We start from the raw sequence: 17,188 nt of genomic DNA, 5'->3' as shown, positions 1-17,188 counted from the left end.
ATCACAGCAGCCGCCCGAGGGCGGCGGGCACAAGCTGGCGCTGTTCGGTCACCACGAAGCCGAGCAGGTGGCCGCCCGCATCCTGCACGAAGTCCCGCGCCGCGCGCGCCGCCTGCACATTGGTCTGTTCGGATCGCAGCAGCATGACGTTCGCATCCACCAGCGCACTCAGCCGGGCCATGGCGTAGGTATCCTCCCCGCCATCCGGCCCCAGCACCATCACCACGTCGAAGGCATCCCGCAGCTGCGCCGCCAGCAGCTCCACCTGCTCCCGCGACGCCTGCGGGTCGAGCAGCCGCGAGTCGCGCGCCTCGTAGGAGACCCAGAGGTTCGGGATCACGGTGCTGAAGGTCAGCACCTGGCCTGGGATCCGTTCCACCTCCAGCGGGCTGGACCCCAGCGCCGCCAGGTGCCCGCGGCCATCCGATTGCAAATCCACCAGCAATGTCTGCAGGCCGCGGTTGCGGGCGAATTCCACCGCCAGCATGCGCAGCGCGGCGCCTTCGTCCACCGTGCCGGCCGGCGCCACGAAGCGGATGATCTGCGGGCGATGCGCACCGACCCGTGCATCCAGCAGCAGCGCCGCGAGGTCCGCCGCCTCCGGCCGGGTGATGATCCGCGCCGGCGCCGTCTCCAGCCGGCCGAACACGCCGAGTGCCGGCAGCCGCAGCCCACGCTCGGCCTCGGAGGGAGTCGCCAGGCTGCGGCGGCTGAGCGTCAGCGCGATCAGCACGCCGGCGGCGAACATCAGCCCGGCGACAACGCCGCCGAGCGCCAGCATCAGCCGTGGGCTCTGCCCCTGCCATGGTGCGGTCGGCGCCTGCACGGTCCGCACGCTGGGCGGCTGTTCCCGCCCGGCCGATTCGTCCAGCCGCGTGCCGGCCTCCCGCGCCACGAATTGCCGCGTCACCGCTTCCAGCGACCCGCGCTCGCGTTCCAGCGCGCGCAGCCGCCGCTCGGCTTCCAGCAGCGCCAGGCGCCGTGCCTCCAAATCCGCCCTCTGGCGCTGCAATTCGGCGGATTGCGCGCGCCAGGCATCGGTTTCCACTTCCAGCACCGCGACGCGGCCGGCCAGCAGCTCCACCGTCGGGTTGCGCACCTGGCGGCGGGTGAACAGGTTGGTGCGGGCGGCGCTTTCCACCGTGCTGCGCGCCACCTCGATGCGCCGCTCCAGCTCGCGCAGCGGCGCGTAGTCGGGCTGGTAGTTGCTGGCCATCTGCCGCTGTTCCAGCAGCAGCCGGGTCAGCTGGTTGCGGGCGTCGTCGTTCGGCAGGACGTTGGTGGTATCCTCGGAGGCCAGCACCCGGCCGGGCTGCGCCGCCAGCCGTGTCCGCGCCGCGGCAAGCTGCGCGGCGGAGGTCGCCTGCTGTTCGCGCGCCCGGTCCTCCCGCTGCCCCAGCCCATCCAGCCGCGCCGCCGTCAGGGTGATCTCCTGGCCGATGTCGAGCACGCCGAATTCGGTCTTCACCTGCTGGATCCGCGTCTCCAGCGCCCGCAGCGTCTCGTCGCGGCGGGCGAGTTCGGCGCCGACCAGCCGCGCGCCATCCTCGGCGAAGGTTTCGCGTCGGCGTTCGTAGTAGGCGGCCAGCAACGCCTCCAGCGCCTCCACCGCCAGGGCGCGGTCGGGGAAGGGGAAGCTGACGCGCAGCACGTTGCTGCCGGTCTCCGTGTCGATCCGCAGGTTGCGCGCGAAGCGTTCGGCGGCCAGCGCCACCCGTTCCGCCTCGCCGGCCGCCGGCCGCAGCCAGGACAGCGGCCCGCCTTCGCCGATGCCGGGATACAGCCGCGCGGCGCCGACCGCCGCGACCGCATCCTGCACCACCGGCACGCTGCGCAGGATCTCGGCCTCGGAGCGCACCGCCTTCGTGATTTCGACCGCGACCACGGAAGGCCCGAAGCCGGAAAGGCCCTGCGTCCCGGCCCCCTCCCGCGCCGTCAGCGCCACCAGGACAGCCTGGGCGTTGAAGCGCGTCTCGACCAGCGCTGCGGCCGCCAGGCCCGCCAGGCAGGGCAGCAGGAACGCGCCGGCCAGAAGCCGCTTGCGCAGCAGGGCAGTGACCACGAAATCGATCGGCCGCAACCCGGCGTCGTCCGGTGCCAGCGGGGCGGCGCTGGGCGCGATCGCCCGTGCGGCGACGCGGCGTGGCCGTCCACGCGCCGCGACGAGGGAGCCGAAGACCGGCCCGGCGGAGGGCTCCGCCCTCACGGCCCAGGCAGTTCCAGGGTTGCCGCGCGAAGCACTCCCCCTACTGCACCAGACCGTTCCAAGATCACGTATCCCGTCAACCGAATTGGGACTACGCTTAGCGCAACTGGACCGCTGCGCCAACCTTTTGCGTGTGTTGCGTCGCCAGAACTCGCCGCGCCTCCGCCGCATCCGCCGCAATGGCCGCCTTCAGTTCGTCGAGGCCAGCGAAGGTCGCATCCGCCCGGAGGAAATGCGCCAGCCGCACCCCGATTTCCTGGCCGTACAGGTCGCCGGCGAAGTCGAAGATGTGGGTTTCGAGCCGCGTCACCGGGTCGCCGCCCAGCGTCGGCCGGCGGCCGACATTGGCGACGCCGGTCAGCACCCGGCCATCGGCCAGCGCGACGCGCACCGCATAGACGCCGCGCGCCGGCTCCAGGTGCCGGCCGAGCAGGATGTTTGCGGTCGGCCAGCCCAGCTCGCGCCCCAGCTTGTCGCCATGGAACACCTCCCCGCGCACCTCCCAGTCGCGGCCGAGCTCGGTGGCGGCACGGTCCGGATAGCCGTCCTGCAGGGCGCGGCGGATGCGGGTGGAGGAGATCGGCCCGCCCTCATCCACCACCGGCGGCACCACGCTCAGCCCGATGCCGCGCGCCTCCGCCTGATGCGCCAGGAAGGCCACGTCGCCGCCGCGCCTGTGGCCGAAGGCGAAGTCGGCGCCGCAGGCCAGGTGCAGGGCACCGATCTCGCGGTGCAGGACCTGTTCCACGAACTCCTCCGCCGGCATCGCCGCAAGCCTTGCGTCGAAGGGCAGCGCGAACACCTGGCGCACCCCCGCCGCGCCCAGCGCCGCCGCCTTGGCGGGCAGCAGGGTCAGGCGGAAGGGCGGGTCCTCCGGCCGGAAATGCTCGCGCGGATGCGGCTCGAAGGTCAGGGCGGCGAGCGGCAGGTCGGGCCGGGCCGCATGGGCGGCGCGCAGCACGGCCAGGTGGCCCAAATGCACGCCATCGAAATTGCCCAGCGCCACCGTGGCACCGCGCAGCCCGGGCGCGATGCCGTGCCAGTCCTCGATCAGGATGGGTGTCACGCCTGTTCCGGCCGCAGCCAGGGCTGTGTCCCGGGTGGCGGTGCAAAAGCGGACAACTTGTCCAGCGCCTCCGCCACCGTGCCCGCGCGCATCGCCAGCGGCCGCTGCGTCTCCCGCACGAAACCCTCGGCCAGCATGAAGTCCAGCACGTCCAGGAACGGGGTCCAGAAGCCCTCGGTGTCCAGGAACACCACGCCCTTGGCCTGGATGCCAAGCTGCGCCCAGGTCAGCGCCTCCACCGCTTCCTCCAGCGTGCCGAAGCCGCCGGGCAGCACGATGAAGCCATCCGACAGGTCGGCCATCAGCGCCTTGCGCTCATGCATGGTGTCGACGACGTGCATCTCGACCCCGCCGCCATGGCCGACCTCGCGCTTCAGCAGCCCGTGCGGGATCACGCCGATCACCTCCGCGCCGGCGGACAGCGCCGCATCGGCGGCGATGCCCATCAGCCCGACGGCGCCGCCGCCATAGACCAGCCCGAGGCCGCGCCGCGCGACCTCCCGCCCCAGCTCCCGCGCCGCCTCGGCATATTCCGGCCGGGCGCCCACCATGGAGCCGCAGAACACGCACACCCGCTTCGGTCTGGTCACGAAATCTCCCCCGGTTGCTGCGCTGCGACAAGGCTGCGTTAGCCGTGCCCCGCCGGATCGACAAGGCCCGTCCCGCTTGCCACAACGGCCCTCTCAAAGCGCATGGAACCCGATATGCCCGCAACGAAGATCGGCAGCCCGGAACGGCTTCTGGAAGAACTGCGCTTCTGGGTGGAGCAGGAAACGCCGACGACCGATGCCGGCGCCGTCAACAGGCTGATGGACCGTTGCGAGACCGACCTGCGCGCCGTGGGCGGCGCCGTCACGCGGATGCCGGGACGCGATGGCTATGGCGACACGCTGCTGTGCCGCACGCCCGGCGAGGGTGCGCCGGTGGTGGTCGCCGGCCACCTGGACACGGTGTGGGACCATGGCACGCTGGCGTCCTCGATGCCGTTCCGCGTGGATGGCGACAAGGCCTATGGCCCCGGCATCTACGACATGAAGGCCGGCAGCTTCATGGCCTTCCATTCGGTGCGGGAGATCCTGCGCCAGAAGACCCCGACGAAGCGCCCGCTCGCCCTGCTGCTGACGCCGGATGAGGAAGTCGGCAGCCCGACCAGCCGCGATATCATCGAGGCGACGGCGAGGGGTGCCCGCGCCGTGCTGATCCCGGAACCGGCCGGGGCCGGCGGCGCCTGCGTCACGGCGCGCAAGGGCGTCGGCCGCTTCGAGATCAAGATCCAGGGCATCTCCTCCCACGCCGGCGGCAACTGGGCGGAGGGCCGCAGCGCCGTCGTCGCCCTGTCCCGCCTGGTGCTGCGCATCCACGAGCTGACGGATTTGCAGGCCGGCATCACCACCAATGTCGCGCCGGTCTGGGGCGGCACCCGCCCCAACGTCATCCCGCCGGATGCCGGCGCGGAGGTCGACCTGCGCGTGCCGACCATCGCGGAAGGGGAGCGGCTGGAGAAGCTGATCCTCGGCCTGGCCGGTGAGCAGGACGGCATTTTCGTCAGCATCACCGGCGGGATGAACCGGCCGCCCTTCGCCGAATCGGCCGACATCCTCGGCCTCTACGACCGGGCGAAGGCCCTGGCCGCGGCGGCGGGCTATGATCTGCCGAAGCAGCATCGCGGCGGCGGATCGGATGGCAACTTTACCGCGGCCCTGGGCATCCCGACGCTGGACGGCCTGGGCTGCACCGGCGCCGGGGCGCATGCGCCGCACGAGCACATCCTGTGGCGCGACCTTTCGGCGCGCTGCACCACGCTGTGCGGCCTGCTGGAGAGCATCGACTGAGCAGCCTCGGCCTGTACGCCCTGGCGGCACTGGCCGAGATCGCCGGCTGCTTCGCCGCCTGGGCGGTGCTGCGGGACGGGCGCAGCGCCTGGTGGCTGCTGCCGGGGCTGGCGTGCCTCGCGGCCTTCGCCTGGCTGCTGACCCGGATCGACAGCCCCTTCGCCGGCCGCGCCTTCGCCGCCTATGGCGGCATCTACATCGCCGCCTCGCTCGGCTGGATGTGGGTGGTGGAGGGCGCGCGGCCGGATCGCTACGATGCGCTCGGCATGCTGATATGCCTTGCGGGCGCGGGCCTCATCCTGTTCGCGCCACGGCCGGGATAGGACACGAAGATGCAGCGAGCCTTGATCGTCGGCGCCGGACCCGGCTTCTCCGCCAGCTTCGCCCGCCTGCTGGCGGCGGAGGGCTATGCCGTGGCCCTGGCCGCGCGGGATACCGCCAAGCTCGCGGACCTGGCCGCCGAGACCGGCGCCAGCCTGAATGCCTGCGACGCCAGCGACCCGGCCCAGGTCGCCGCCCTGTTCGCGGCGCCGGAGGCCTCGGAGGCCGAGGTGGTGCTGTACAACCCCTCCTTCCGCGTCCGTGGCCCGCTGGTGGAACTGGAGCCGGAGGATGTGCGCCGGACGCTGGAGGTCTGCGCCTTCGGCGCCTTCGTGGTGGCGCAGCAGGCCGCCCGCCACATGCTGCGGCGCGGGTCCGGCACCATCCTGCTGACCGGGGCCTCCGCCGGGGTGAAGGGCTTCGCCCGATCCGCCCCCTTCGCCATGGGAAAATTCGCGCTGCGCGGGCTGGGCCAGTCGCTCGCCCGTGAATTGCACCCGCAGGGCGTCCATGTCGTGCATATCGTGGTCGATGGCGGCATCCGCAGCCCGCGGCGGCCGGAGACCAAGCAGGACAGCCTGCTCGACCCCGACGCCATCGCCACCGCGGCGCTCGCCGCCATCCGCCAGCCCCGCAGCGCCTGGTCCGCCGAGATCGAGCTGCGGCCCTGGGTCGAGACTTTTTGAGCGTCCGATCGTCGGAGGGCCGCAGGTCCGAAGGCGTGAATCGGCCGCTCTAGCAGAGGAACCACCGATGTATCAGGACGCCCAGGGCAACGCCCTCACCGTCGCCTCCGCCGAAGCCGCGCGGGCCTACGACCACGTCATCGAGGGGTTCCTGAAGTACCGCTTCGACACCGGCCTGCGGCTGAAGGCCTTCCTGACGCTGGACCCAACCGCGCCGCTCGGCCAGGTGATGGCGGGCAGCTTCGCCATGCTGGCCTACGACCAGGGCATGCTCGCCCGCGCCACCACCTGCCTCTCGCGCGCCGAGGCACTCGGCGGCACCACGCGCGAACGCGCGCACATGGCAGCGCTTGCCGCCTGGATCGACGGACGCCCGGACCGCGCGCTGGCGATCTGGGAGGGCATCAACGCCGAGGCGCCGCGCGACCTGCTGGCCTTCCGGCTGCATCATTTCTGCGCCTTCTGGATGGGCGCCCCCGGCCGCATGGTCGGATCGGTGGAACGGGTGATGCCGGGCTGGTCGCCCGAGATCCCGGGCTGGGGCAGCGTGCTCGCCTGCCTCTGCTTCGCGCATGAGGAGGCCGGGCTCTACACCACCGCGGAGGCCGCCGGCCGCGCCGCCATCGACATCGACCCGGGCGACCTGTGGGCCGCGCATGGCGTGGCGCATGTGCTGGAAATGCAGGGCCGCCGCAGCGAGGGCCTGGACTGGATCGCGGCGCTGGAGCCGAACTGGGATGGCGGGAACAACCTGATGCACCACCTCTGGTGGCACCAGGCGCTGTTCCACCTGGAGAACCGCGATTTCGACGCGGTGCTGGGGCTGTACGACCGGCGCTTCCGCGACCCGCTGTCCAAGGTGACGCAGGCGCAGCCGGACCTCTACATCGACATGCAGAACGCCGCGTCCATGCTGTTCCGGCTGGAGCTGCGCGGCATCGCCGTGGGCGACCGCTGGCGGGAGCTGGCGGACAAGGCGGAAGCGCGCATCGGCGACACGCTGTCCGCCTTCACCCAGCCGCACTGGATGATGGCGCTGGCCGCCACCGGGCGCGGCGAGGCGGCGAAGCGCCACCTGGCGGCGCTGGAGGAAGCGGCGCGCGGCAACACGCCGCACGCCGCCGTGCTGCGCGACGCGGCCCTGCCCGCCACCCGCGCCGTCGCGCTGCATGCCGAACACCGCTACGACGAGGCCTGCGCCGTGCTGCGCCCCGCACTCGGCACGCTGCACCGCCTGGGCGGCAGCCACGCGCAGCAGGATGTGCTGGAACAGCTTTTCGTCGACAGCGCCATGAAGGCCGGGCGGCTCGGCGATGCGAAGCTGGCGCTGGAGCGCGCCGCCGGGCGGTCCCCGGTGCCGCCGGCGCGACGTGTCGGCTTCGCGGAGGCGGCGCTGGCGGTGGCCTACTGAACCGTCGCCGCGAACACCCGCCCGAACACCGGCACCGCATCCAGCAGGTCCTGCGCGCGGACGCATTCATGCGGCGTATGCGCCGTGCCGATATCGCCGGGACCCAGCACCACGCAGGGGGCCAGCGCCTGCAACTGGCTGGCATCCGTGCCGTAGGGCGCGGTCTTCGGCGCCCGGTTGGTCAACTGCACGGCCAGCCCGACCAAGGGGTGAGTCGCCGGCAGTTCGGGCGGAAACCCCTCCGTCTGCTCCGCCAGGTCGATGCCGGCGTCGCGGGCCGCCTGGCGCACGGCGTGCAGGATTGGCTGCGGGTCCACCTTGGCGCTGTAGCGGAACTTGATCTGGGCCGTGGCCTTGGCCACCGTGACGTTCACCGCGGTGCCGTGGTTGTCCAGGATCAGGTTGAAGTCGGAAAAGGGCGGGTCGTAATCCGCATCCTGCAGGGCGGGATTGGTCCGCAACTCGTCATGCACGGCGCGCATCGCGACCAGGAAGGGCAGCAGCTTCCAGTTCGCATTGGTGCCCTTGCCGGTCGAGGAATGCGCCTGCACCCCATGCGCCGTGGCGGTGAAGGCGATGTGGCTGCGATGCCCGCGCACCGGCACCAGCCCGGTCGGCTCGACCACGAAGATGCCTTGCAGGCCGAGCGATTTTGCCAAGGCGCTGTCGCGCGCGATGCGCAGCGCGCCCTGCTTGGTGGTCTCCTCATCCGTCGTGATCAGCAGCGTCACCGGCACATCGGCGGGGGCGTGCTGCGCGGCGACGATCGCCGCCGCGACCTGCCCCTTCATGTCGACGCTGCCCAACCCGTGCAGCATCCCCGCCGCATCGAGGCGCGGTGTCCAGGGCGCCGACTCCCACCCCGTCGCCGGCACCGTGTCCATGTGCCCGGACAGCGCGTATCCGCCCTTCGGCCCGCGATGCGCGACCAGCGCCCGCTTGGCGACGCCGTTCGCATCGACATAGTCGATCCGCTCCACCTCGAAGGCGGAAAGTTCCTGCTCGATCCGCTCCGCCACGGGCAGGTTGCTGAGCGTCGATCGGCTGTCGATCGCGATGAGGTCGGCTGCGAGGCGCAGCACGGGGTCCTGGGTGTTCATGCGCGGCAGGGTCGCTTGCCGCGATGCGTCGGGCAAGGGAGGATGCGCGCCATGCAAAGCTACCTCGACCCACGCAGCGGCCACACCTGGCCGCTCGACACGCCCCGCTGGTGCGGCGACGGCCAGGCGCCGCTGCTGCTGACGCCGCGCGACGGCCTCTCCCGCGCCGACATCGCCAGCGGCACCCGCAGCATCTGGCGCTACGCCGCCGCGCTGCCCTGGCAGCCGCGCGCGCCGATCACGATGGGGGAAGGCTGCACGCCCCTGGTGGAACGGCGGCTGCCGGGCGGCACCGCGCTGCTGAAATGCGAGTGGTTCATGCCCACCGGCAGCTTCAAGGATCGCGGTGCCTCCGTCATGCTGTCGCTGCTGGCGGACCAGGGCATTTCCGCCGTGCTGGAGGATTCATCCGGCAATGGCGGCGCCGCCGTTTCCGCTTATGCCGCCGCCGGCGGGATGGCGGCGACGATCTTCGTCCCCGACAGCACCAGCCCGGCCAAGACCGTGCAGTCGCGGGCGGCAGGCGCCAGCATCCGCCTGATCCCCGGCAGCCGCCAGGACTGCGCCGACGCGGCGCTGCGCGAATCCGCAAACCTGTTCTACGCCAGCCACAACTGGCAGCCCTTCTTCCTGGAGGGCACCAAGACCCTGGCCTATGAGCTGTGGGAGGATCTCGGCTTTCGGGCACCGGACAACGTCATCGTGCCCTGCGGCGCGGGCTCCAACGTGCTCGGCTGCTGGCTCGGATTCTCCGAGCTTCTCCGGGCCGGCCAGATTGGCAAGCTTCCGCGCATCTGGGCGGTGCAGCCGGCGAATTGCGGCCCCATCGCCCGCGCCGCGCTGGGCCTGCCGGCCGTGGAGGCGAAGCCCACCATCGCGGAGGGTACCGCCATCGCCCAGCCGATCCGGCTGCCGGAATGCCTGGCCGCGTTGCGCGAAACGCAGGGCGGCGCCGTGCTGGTGGAGGAAGCGGAGATCGCCGCCGCCGCGCTGGCCCTGGCCCGCACCGGCATCTATGTCGAGCCGACCTGCGCCCAGGCCGCCGCCGCCTACGACCTGCTGCGGACGCAGGGGCGCATCGCGGAACGCGAGACCACCGTCGTCGTCCTCACCGGCACCGGCCTGAAGGCCACGCCGCGCTATGCCGAGATGCTGGGAGTGGCGCTGTGATCGACCACCTGCCGACCCCCTGCCTGCTGCTCGACCTGCCCACGCTGAAGCGCAACATCGCGCGGATGGCCGACGCCGTGGCGCGCCACCCTGGCGTTGTGCTGCGGCCGCACATGAAGACGGCGAAATCCGCCGCCGTCGCCGAACTGGCCGCCCCCGGCGGCGGCCCGATCACCGTCAGCACCCTGGCCGAGGCGCGCTACTTCGCCGCGCACGGCTTCCGCGACCAGGTCTATGCCGTCGGCATCGTGCCCGCAAAGCTCGGCGCGGTGGCGGCGCTGAATGCCGAGGGCGGGCAGGTGAAGATCATCACCGATGGCCTGGACACGGCGAAGGCCATCGCCGCGCATCCCGGCCACCTGCCGACCCTGATCGAGGTCGATGTCGGCGAAGGCCGCGCCGGTGTTGCGCCAGACGACGACATGCTGGTCGAGATCGGCCGCGCGCTCGGCCCGAAGCTGGCCGGCGTGATGTCGCATTCCGGGCATTCCTATGCCGGGCGCTCCGACCAGGCGATGCGCGACCTGGCCGAGGTCGAGCGCGCCGGCATCGTCGCCGCCGCGACGCGGCTGCGCGACGCCGGGTGCACGGTGAAGATCGTCTCCGCCGGCGCCTCCCCCACCGCGCTGTTCGCCGCGCATCTGGAGGGCGTCACGGAGATGCGGGCCGGCGTCTACATGATGGGCGACCTGTTGCAGGCGCAGCTCGGCGTGCATCCGCTGGAGGATATTGCCGTCACCGTGCTGACCAGCGTGATTGGCCGCTACCCTGCCCGCGGCGCGGTGCTGGTCGATGCCGGGGCGCTGGCGCTGTCCAAGGATCGCAGCACGGAAGCGGCGCCGAAGGACTGGAAGTTCGGCCGCGTGCTGGACCGCGACGGCAGGGCGAGCCTGGGCGAAGCGATGGTGGTGCGGGTGCACCAGGAACATGGCGAGGTGCGCGGCGACGACCTGCCGCTGGATCGCCTGCCGGTCGGCACGCGGCTGCGCATCGCGCCCAACCATGTCTGCCTGACGGCGGCGGCGCATGCGCACTACCACGTGCTGGACGAGACGGGACGGGTGGTGGCGGTGTGGAACCGGGTCAACGGCTGGTAGCTTTTTGGCGCGTTTTCCGAGCCGTCAGGCGAAGTCGCCTGCGTTGAAAACGCGCTACCGCTGGTCCGGATAATCCCGCGCCGGTCGCGCCCGGTAGGTCGGCAGTGACCAGCCGCGCCAGATCGCGGCACCGCGCAGCCCGAAGCCCACCGCGATGCCGGCAACCAGGGAAACATCGCGCGGCAGCGGTGCCAGGCGCAGCGCGACATAAGCCAGCGCCGCCGCGGCCGCCGCGGTGATGTAGATCTCCCGCCGCAGGATCAGCGGCAACTCGTTGCAGACCACATCCCGGAGAATGCCGCCGGCGGTGGCCGTGATGGTGCCGAGCAGCACCGCCGCCCAGGGCTCCGCGCCCGCGATCAGCGCGATCTCCGCCCCGATCACCGCGAACAGGGCCAGCCCCAGCGCATCCGCCCACAGCAGCGCCTTGAACCGGCTCTCGATCAGATGCGCGAAGAAGAACACCAGCAGCGCGGCGGCGGCGGCAATGGCGGGAATTTCGGGCTGGTTCAGCCAGAAGATCGGGGTGCGCCCCAGCATCAGGTCGCGCACCGTGCCGCCGCCGATGCCGGTGATGACGCCGATCAGCACGAAGCCCACCGCGTCCAACTGCTTCCGGCTGGCCACCAGCGCGCCGGAGGCGGCGAACACCGCGATGCCCAGCAGGTCCAGGACCCGCAGCGCGCTGTCGAAGCCGCCCAAGCTACTCGGCCGGAACCGCGAGCGGCCGGGCCGCGCGCGCCGCCCCATTGGCGCCACCCATGCACAGCAGCGACCCCAGCAGCAGCGCCGCCGCGATCGGCAGCACCATCCAGGCCAGGCCCAGGTCGATCAGCCAGCCCAGCGGCACCGGGGTGATGGCGCCCCCCAGCGGCAGGCCGGAGGAGACGAAGCCGAACACCTTGCCCATCTGCCCGGGCGGGATGGCGTTCTTCAGCATCACGTCGCGGGGCGTGCGGGAGGATCCCATGGCCAGCCCCGCCGCACCCGCCAGCAGCGGCAGCAGCCATTCCGGCACCGGCACCGCGCCGATGAACACCAGGATCAGCGCGGCCAGCGTGGTCAGGATGATGACGAAGGGCATGTGCTTCTGGGAGCGATCGGCGAACCAGCCGCCCACCAGCGTGCCGCTGGTCGCGCCCACCATGTAGCCGGTGAGCGCGAAGGAGGCGACGGCCACCGGCGTGCCCCAAAGCTCCCCCAGCACGGTGATGGTGAAGGTCTGGATGACGGACCCCGCCATGGCGGACAGCAGGAAGAAGCCGAAGAACAGCAGGATGGGCCGGGACAGCAGCAATTCCCGGCCACTCGGCGCGGCCGCCTGGCCCGGCTTGGCCTTCGGCTTCGCCTGGTCCCGCAGGATGCGGCTCTGCCACAGGATCGCCAGCACCACCGGGATGCCGAGCAGCCCCAGGATCAGCAGGGTCGGCCTCCAGCCCATCACCAGCAGCATGGCGGCGACTGTCGGCGGCGCCGCCGCGAAGCCGAGGTTGCCCGTAAAAGTGTGCATGGCGAACGCGCGGCCGATGCGGCTCGGGTGGATCGACCCGCCGAGGATGGCGTAGTCCGCCGGGTGGATCACGGAATTGCCCACCCCCGACAGCACCGCCAGTAGCAGGATCGCCCAGTAGCCCGGCGCGACCGACATCGCGGCGATGGACAGCGCCATCAGCAGCACGCCGCCGACCAGGAAGGGCCGCGCGCCGTGCCGGTCCACCAGGAAGCCCACCGGCGTCTGCAACGCCGCCGTCGTCGCGCTCATCAACGCGAAGGCCAGGCCGAGCGCGGCGTAGGAGACATCGAATTCGGCGCGCCAGGCGATGAACAGCGGCGGCAGGCACAGCATGTAGAAATGGCTGAGGAAGTGGCCGGTGCCGATCAGCGCCAGGATGCGGGCGTCATGGCCGGCGGCGGGCGGCGCTTCGGCAGGGGCGGCGGCGGCCATGGCAGGCAGGCTCCGTGTCTTCGCCCTGAAATTGCGCCCGTGGCGCGGGGTGGTCAATCAGCCCGGCGTCCATCAGGTGGGCCAGGACCAGGCGATGTAGCCGACGTAGCACGTCACCAGCAGCGCCCCCTCCCGCCGCCCGATCCGCCAGCCGGTGCGCGCGAAGACCAGCAGCAGCAGCGCCACGGCGAGCATGACGTAGACGTCGAAGCCGGCGATGTCGGCCGGGATGGCGGTGGGCGCGATCAGCCCGGTGGCGCCGCCGATGCCCAGCACGTTGTAGATGTTGGACCCCAGCACGTTGCCCAGCGCCACATCCGCATGCCGCCGCAGCGCCGCGACCACGGAGGTGACCAGTTCCGGCATCGAGGTGCCGACCGCGACGATGGTCAGGCCGATGATGCTCTCCGCCACGCCCAGGCTGCGCGCCAGCGCCGTCGCACCTTCCACCAGCAGCCCGCCGCCGGCCACCACCAGCACCAGCCCCACCAGCACGAGGCCCACCGACAGCGGCGTGCCGCGCCAGCCCGGCGCGGCCGGGTCGGCCGGGTGCAGGCTGCCGGGGGGATGCACCCCCTCGAAGGCCTGCGCCTTCTCGTAGGCGGCGGTGTGGTCGGGTGCCGTGTGACCTGGGGCCGGCACGCTCTCCTGCCGCCAGGCATAGGCGATGTAGGCGACGAGGCCGGCCAGGAAGGCCGCGCCCACCCAGCGGTCCAGCGTCCAGACCAGCGCCACCGCCACCAGCGCGGCCGCCGCCGCGGCCCCCAGCATGCCATCCCGCCGCAGCGCCGCGGAGGGCACCGCGATCGGGAAGATCAGCGCGGAGATGCCCAGGATCAGCAGGATGTTGGCGATGTTGGAGCCGACGATGTTGCCCACCGCGATGCCCGGCGCGCCCGCCAGCGAGGCCTGCACGCTGGTCACCAGTTCCGGCATCGAGGTGCCGAAGCCGACCAGCGTCAGCCCGATCATCAGCGGCGAGACGCCGAACCGTTCGGCGATGCGGACGGCGCCGCGCACGAACAACTCGCCACCCACGACCAGCAGGACGAGACCGAGCAGGATCAGCAGCGGCGTGGGCATCGGTCTTTCGTCTCCTCGAATGGCGTCAGCGCTGCGCCAGCAGCCCCACCGCATCCACCACCGGCCGCCGCCGCAGCCGCGCCGGGTCGATCTCGCGGAAGGCCCGGTGCGGCACCAGGATCGCCAGGATATCGGCCCGCGCCAGCGCCGCCTCCACCCCGGCCAGCGCCACATTCGTCCGGCCCGCAAGGGGTGGCGGCAGGGCGGGCAGCAGCGGGTCGCAGCACAGCAGGCTTAACGTGCCGTCGCGCGACAGTTCCTCGGCGATGGCCAGCGCCGGGCTGCCGCGCAGATCCTCGACATCCGCCTTGTAGGTCAGGCCGAGGCAGGCCACGACCGGCTCGGCGACGCCGCGCGCCAGCGCCCGCACCTGCGCCGCCACCTGTCCCGGCCGCGCGTCGTTCACCGCGCGGGCGGTGCGGATCAGCCGGGCCTGGTCGGGTGCCGCATCGGCCAGGAACCAGGGGTCGACCGCGATGCAATGCCCGCCGACGCCGGCGCCGGGTTGCAGGATGGCGACGCGCGGATGCCGGTTGGCCAGCGCGATGGCCGCCCAGGGGTCCACCTCCAGCCCTTCGCAGACCGCGGCGAGTTCGTTGGCGAAGGCGATGTTCACGTCCCGGAAGGCGTTCTCGGCCAGCTTCGCCAGCTCCGCCGTGCGGCTGTCCGTCAGCCAGCAGCGCCCGGTGACGAAGCTGGCATAGATGGCGCGTGCGCGCTCCGCGCAGTCCGGCGTCAGGCCGCCGATGATGCGGTCATTCGCCACCAGCTCCCGCAGCATGGAGCCCGGCAGCACGCGTTCCGGGCAATGCGCCAGGTGGACGCAGCCCGCCGGTGCCGGAGCGCCGCGCCGGGGCAGCACCAGGTCCGGCCGGCCGGCGGCGATCTGGGCGGCCAGCGCCTCCGTCGTGCCGACCGGGCAGGTCGATTCCAGCAGCACCAGGTCGCCCGGCCGAAGCAGCGGCGCGATGGCGGCCACCGCCATGGTGACGCGGGACAGGTCCGGCCGGTTGCCCGGCCCGAGCGGCGTCGGCACCGCGATGACGAAGACCCCGGCCGGCGCCGGCACGCCCTGCGCCCGCAGCCGCCCGGTGGTCAGCGCCGCGGCCAGCAGCATGTCGAGGTCCGGTTCGCGGAAATGCGCCTGGCCGGCGGCGACGGCGGCGACCACGCGCGGGTCGGTGTCGCAGCCCACCACCCGGTGCCCGCGGCTGGCCAGCATCGCCGCCGCCGGCAGGCCGACATAGCCGAGCCCCATCACGCAGACATCCGTCACGCGGGCACCGGGCATGTGGCCGCCCACCACGCATCCACCGCCTCCGCGATCCGCCGGGCCGCCTGGCCGTCGCCATACGGAAACACCGGCCGGGCCATGGCGGCATACAGCGCCGGGTCATCCAGCAGGCGGCCGGCAGCCGCCAGGATGCTGCCGGTGGCGGTCCCGACCAGCAGCGCCGCGCCGGCCTCCACCACCTCCGGCCGTTCCGTCACCTCCCGCAGCACCAGCACGGGGCGGCCGAGTGCGGGCGCTTCCTCCTGCATCCCGCCGCTGTCGGTCAGCACCAGGTGCGCCGCGCGCATCAGAGAGACGTTGTCGCGGAAGGGCAGGGGGCCGAGCAGGTGGATGCCCGGCAGGCCGCCGAGCCGCGCCGTCACCGGCCCGCGCACCAACGGGTTGGGGTGCAGCGGCCAGGCGATCTCGACATCGCCGCGCCCGGCCAGCGTGGCGACGGCATCGGCGATACGGGCCATCGGCGCACCCCAGTTCTCCCGCCGATGCGCCGTCACCAGCAGCAGCCGGCGGCCCTCCGCCAGCGCGACCGGGACCACGCCGGTGCGGCGGGCGCGGAACAGCGCGTCGATGCCGGTGTTGCCGGTGACCAGCACGCGGCCGCTGCCGTACTCCGCGGCCAGGTTGGCCGCCGCCGCCGCGGTCGGCGCGAAGCGCAGCGCGGCCAGCGCATCGATCGCGACGCGGTGGAATTCCTCCGGCCAGGGGTTCGCCAGGTCGCCGGAGCGCAGGCCGGCCTCGACATGTCCGACCGGCACCCGCGCCTGGTGCGCCGCCAGCGCCGCGGCGAAGGCACTGAGCGTATCGCCCTGCACCAGCACCAGGTCCGGCGTGGCGGCGGCGATGGCGCCGGCCATGGCGGTCAGCAGGTAGCCGGTCAGCAGCGGCAAGCCGAGATTGGCGGGCAGGGCGCCGAGGTCGATATCCGCCCGCTCGTCGAATTCCGCCAGCACATCGGCCACCAGCGCGCCGTGCTGGCCGGTGGCGCAGGCCAGTGCCACCACGCCCTGCCGCGCCCGCAGCGCGGCCAGCACCGGCATCATCTTGATCGCCTCCGGCCGCGTGCCGAACACCACCAGGACGCGGCAGGGGCGGTCGCTCACGTGGTGCGCCCCAAGGTTTCGCGTATGAATCCTACCAGCGGCGCCACCACCTGGCTGCGGCCCTCGGCATCGCCGAACACCGCCATCTCCACCACGCCAAGCTCGGGCAGCCCCGCCACCTCCCGCAGCCCGTCCGGGAAGCCGCTGCGGCCGAGCACGGTGAGCGCGAAGCCGGCCTGCGCGGCGGCGGCGAGGCCGAGCAGGCTGTCGCAGGTGAACACTGGCTCGAAGGGCAGGCCGGCGCGGGCCAGGGCGCGAAGTGCGCGCTCGCGGAACATGCAGCCCTCCGGCAGCAGCGCCAGCGGCAGCGGGCGGCCTTCCGGCGCGACCCAGTCGGGGGAAGCGGCCCAGACCACCGGCTCGGTCCAGATCGGCACGCCGGCCGTCTCGCCGTCCCGTCGCTTGCCGAGCACCAGGTCCAGCGCGCCTGCCGCCTGCTTGGCGCGGAGTTCGTGGCTGCGGCCGACTTCCACCTCCAGCCGCGCCTCGGGGTAGGTGCGGGCGAAGCGGGCCAGGATGTGGGCCAGGCTGCGCGGCACGAAATGGTCGGCGACACCCAGCCGCAGGCGGCCGGCGACCGGCGGCGCCACCATCCGCCGCACCGCCTCGTCGTTCAGTGCCAGCATGCGGCGGGCATAGGCGAGCAGGGTCTCGCCTTCCGCCGTCAGCTCGACCTTGCGGCTGGTGCGCCGGAACACCGGCCGCCGCACCAGCTCCTCCAGCCGCTTCACCTTCAGGCTGACGGCGGATTGCGTCAGCCCGAGCGACAGGCCGGCTACCGTGAAGCCGCCTTCCTCGGCGACCATCACGAAGCAGCGCAGCAGGTCCAGGTCGAGGTCGGGGATCCTCATGGTCCGCCGATGATGGTTAATCAGCG

16 protein-coding genes are annotated in these 17,188 nt (G+C 72.6%); 6 read left to right on the top strand and 10 right to left on the bottom strand.

Annotated elements, in window-relative coordinates:
- Position 1: 1 nt before the first annotated feature.
- From ACFHPP_RS13940 to ACFHPP_RS13930, 3 genes are all read right to left on the bottom strand, one after another.
- Positions 2-2,206 carry a hypothetical protein gene (locus ACFHPP_RS13940; protein WP_437163852.1) on the bottom strand — a complete coding sequence of 735 codons (2,205 nt, stop codon included), beginning with the start codon at positions 2,204-2,206 and terminating at the stop codon, positions 2-4.
- 97 nt (positions 2,207-2,303) lie between these two features.
- A complete protein-coding gene (locus ACFHPP_RS13935; protein ID WP_437163851.1) occupies positions 2,304-3,272 on the bottom strand; it encodes a bifunctional riboflavin kinase/FAD synthetase in 969 nt (322 codons plus the stop codon).
- Positions 3,269-3,862: a TIGR00730 family Rossman fold protein gene (locus ACFHPP_RS13930; protein ID WP_437163850.1), complete on the bottom strand. Its 594-nt coding sequence runs from the start codon at positions 3,860-3,862 to the stop codon at positions 3,269-3,271. Before ACFHPP_RS13930 ends, ACFHPP_RS13935 begins: the two co-directional genes overlap by 4 nt.
- A gap of 114 nt (positions 3,863-3,976) precedes the next feature.
- Between ACFHPP_RS13930 and ACFHPP_RS13925 the strand changes: the two genes are divergently transcribed.
- The 4 genes from ACFHPP_RS13925 to ACFHPP_RS13910 all read left to right on the top strand — a co-directional run bounded on the left by ACFHPP_RS13925 (position 3,977) and on the right by ACFHPP_RS13910 (position 7,522).
- Positions 3,977-5,104, top strand: coding sequence for a M20 family metallopeptidase (locus ACFHPP_RS13925; RefSeq protein ID WP_437163849.1), 1,128 nt, complete (start codon positions 3,977-3,979; stop codon positions 5,102-5,104).
- Positions 5,077-5,427, top strand: coding sequence for a YnfA family protein (locus ACFHPP_RS13920; RefSeq protein WP_437163848.1), 351 nt, complete (start codon positions 5,077-5,079; stop codon positions 5,425-5,427). The genes ACFHPP_RS13925 and ACFHPP_RS13920 overlap by 28 nt, the downstream gene beginning before the upstream one ends.
- Before the next feature lie 9 nt (positions 5,428-5,436).
- On the top strand, positions 5,437-6,111 hold the full coding sequence (locus tag ACFHPP_RS13915) for an SDR family NAD(P)-dependent oxidoreductase (protein ID WP_437163847.1): 675 nt from the start codon (positions 5,437-5,439) through the stop codon (positions 6,109-6,111).
- A gap of 67 nt (positions 6,112-6,178) precedes the next feature.
- Positions 6,179-7,522, top strand: a complete 1,344-nt coding sequence (locus ACFHPP_RS13910) for a tetratricopeptide repeat protein (protein WP_437163846.1) — start codon at positions 6,179-6,181, stop codon at positions 7,520-7,522.
- On the opposite strand, the gene ACFHPP_RS13905 is transcribed toward ACFHPP_RS13910, so the two are convergent.
- Positions 7,516-8,622 (bottom strand): M20/M25/M40 family metallo-hydrolase, encoded by a 1,107-nt coding sequence (locus ACFHPP_RS13905; protein WP_437163845.1) that lies wholly within the window; start codon positions 8,620-8,622, stop codon positions 7,516-7,518. The genes ACFHPP_RS13910 and ACFHPP_RS13905 overlap by 7 nt on opposite strands.
- A 51-nt stretch (positions 8,623-8,673) precedes the next feature.
- Here ACFHPP_RS13905 and ACFHPP_RS13900 point away from each other — a divergent pair, with 51 nt between their 5' ends.
- Together ACFHPP_RS13900 and ACFHPP_RS13895 are read left to right on the top strand one after the other, a co-directional pair.
- Positions 8,674-9,792: a pyridoxal-phosphate dependent enzyme gene (locus ACFHPP_RS13900; protein ID WP_437163844.1), complete on the top strand. Its 1,119-nt coding sequence runs from the start codon at positions 8,674-8,676 to the stop codon at positions 9,790-9,792.
- Positions 9,789-10,889 carry an alanine racemase gene (locus ACFHPP_RS13895; RefSeq protein WP_437163843.1) on the top strand — a complete coding sequence of 367 codons (1,101 nt, stop codon included), beginning with the start codon at positions 9,789-9,791 and terminating at the stop codon, positions 10,887-10,889. Before ACFHPP_RS13900 ends, ACFHPP_RS13895 begins: the two co-directional genes overlap by 4 nt.
- Before the next feature lie 54 nt (positions 10,890-10,943).
- Here the strand turns inward: ACFHPP_RS13895 and ACFHPP_RS13890 are convergent, their stop codons facing one another.
- From ACFHPP_RS13890 to ACFHPP_RS13865, 6 genes are all read right to left on the bottom strand, one after another.
- The gene (locus ACFHPP_RS13890) at positions 10,944-11,591 is read right to left on the bottom strand and encodes a trimeric intracellular cation channel family protein (RefSeq protein ID WP_437163842.1); all 648 of its coding nucleotides are present in this window, start codon (positions 11,589-11,591) and stop codon (positions 10,944-10,946) included.
- 1 nt (position 11,592) lies between these two features.
- A complete protein-coding gene (locus ACFHPP_RS13885) occupies positions 11,593-12,834 on the bottom strand; it encodes an MFS transporter (protein ID WP_437163841.1) in 1,242 nt (413 codons plus the stop codon).
- A gap of 72 nt (positions 12,835-12,906) precedes the next feature.
- Positions 12,907-13,917, bottom strand: a complete 1,011-nt coding sequence (locus ACFHPP_RS13880; protein ID WP_437163840.1) for a calcium/sodium antiporter — start codon at positions 13,915-13,917, stop codon at positions 12,907-12,909.
- Between the two features lie 25 nt (positions 13,918-13,942).
- On the bottom strand, positions 13,943-15,208 hold the full coding sequence (wecC, locus tag ACFHPP_RS13875) for a UDP-N-acetyl-D-mannosamine dehydrogenase (RefSeq protein ID WP_437163839.1): 1,266 nt from the start codon (positions 15,206-15,208) through the stop codon (positions 13,943-13,945).
- Positions 15,190-16,311 carry a non-hydrolyzing UDP-N-acetylglucosamine 2-epimerase gene (wecB, locus tag ACFHPP_RS13870; protein ID WP_437163838.1) on the bottom strand — a complete coding sequence of 374 codons (1,122 nt, stop codon included), beginning with the start codon at positions 16,309-16,311 and terminating at the stop codon, positions 15,190-15,192. Before wecB ends, wecC begins: the two co-directional genes overlap by 19 nt.
- Positions 16,308-17,162, bottom strand: a complete 855-nt coding sequence (locus ACFHPP_RS13865; protein ID WP_437163837.1) for a LysR substrate-binding domain-containing protein — start codon at positions 17,160-17,162, stop codon at positions 16,308-16,310. Before ACFHPP_RS13865 ends, wecB begins: the two co-directional genes overlap by 4 nt.
- Between the last annotated feature and the right edge of the window lie 26 nt (positions 17,163-17,188).

The organism is Falsiroseomonas sp. E2-1-a20 (genome assembly GCF_051433195.1).
Classification (GTDB): Bacteria; Pseudomonadota; Alphaproteobacteria; order Acetobacterales; family Acetobacteraceae; genus Falsiroseomonas.
This window is presented reverse-complemented; position numbering and strand designations above follow the sequence as displayed.

Excerpts from the sequence above, each read along its gene's own strand:
- ACFHPP_RS13905 (WP_437163845.1), bottom strand. The coding sequence starts at position 8,622 with ATGAACACCCAGGACCCCGTGCTGCGCCTCGCAGCCGACCTCATCGCG.
- ACFHPP_RS13925 (WP_437163849.1), top strand. The coding sequence starts at position 3,977 with ATGCCCGCAACGAAGATCGGCAGCCCGGAACGGCTTCTGGAAGAACTG.
- ACFHPP_RS13885 (WP_437163841.1), bottom strand. The coding sequence starts at position 12,834 with ATGGCCGCCGCCGCCCCTGCCGAAGCGCCGCCCGCCGCCGGCCATGAC.
- ACFHPP_RS13865 (WP_437163837.1), bottom strand. The coding sequence starts at position 17,162 with ATGAGGATCCCCGACCTCGACCTGGACCTGCTGCGCTGCTTCGTGATG.
- ACFHPP_RS13880 (WP_437163840.1), bottom strand. The coding sequence starts at position 13,917 with ATGCCCACGCCGCTGCTGATCCTGCTCGGTCTCGTCCTGCTGGTCGTG.
- wecC (WP_437163839.1), bottom strand. The coding sequence starts at position 15,208 with ATGCCCGGTGCCCGCGTGACGGATGTCTGCGTGATGGGGCTCGGCTAT.
- ACFHPP_RS13910 (WP_437163846.1), top strand. The coding sequence starts at position 6,179 with ATGTATCAGGACGCCCAGGGCAACGCCCTCACCGTCGCCTCCGCCGAA.
- ACFHPP_RS13915 (WP_437163847.1), top strand. The coding sequence starts at position 5,437 with ATGCAGCGAGCCTTGATCGTCGGCGCCGGACCCGGCTTCTCCGCCAGC.
- ACFHPP_RS13900 (WP_437163844.1), top strand. The coding sequence starts at position 8,674 with ATGCAAAGCTACCTCGACCCACGCAGCGGCCACACCTGGCCGCTCGAC.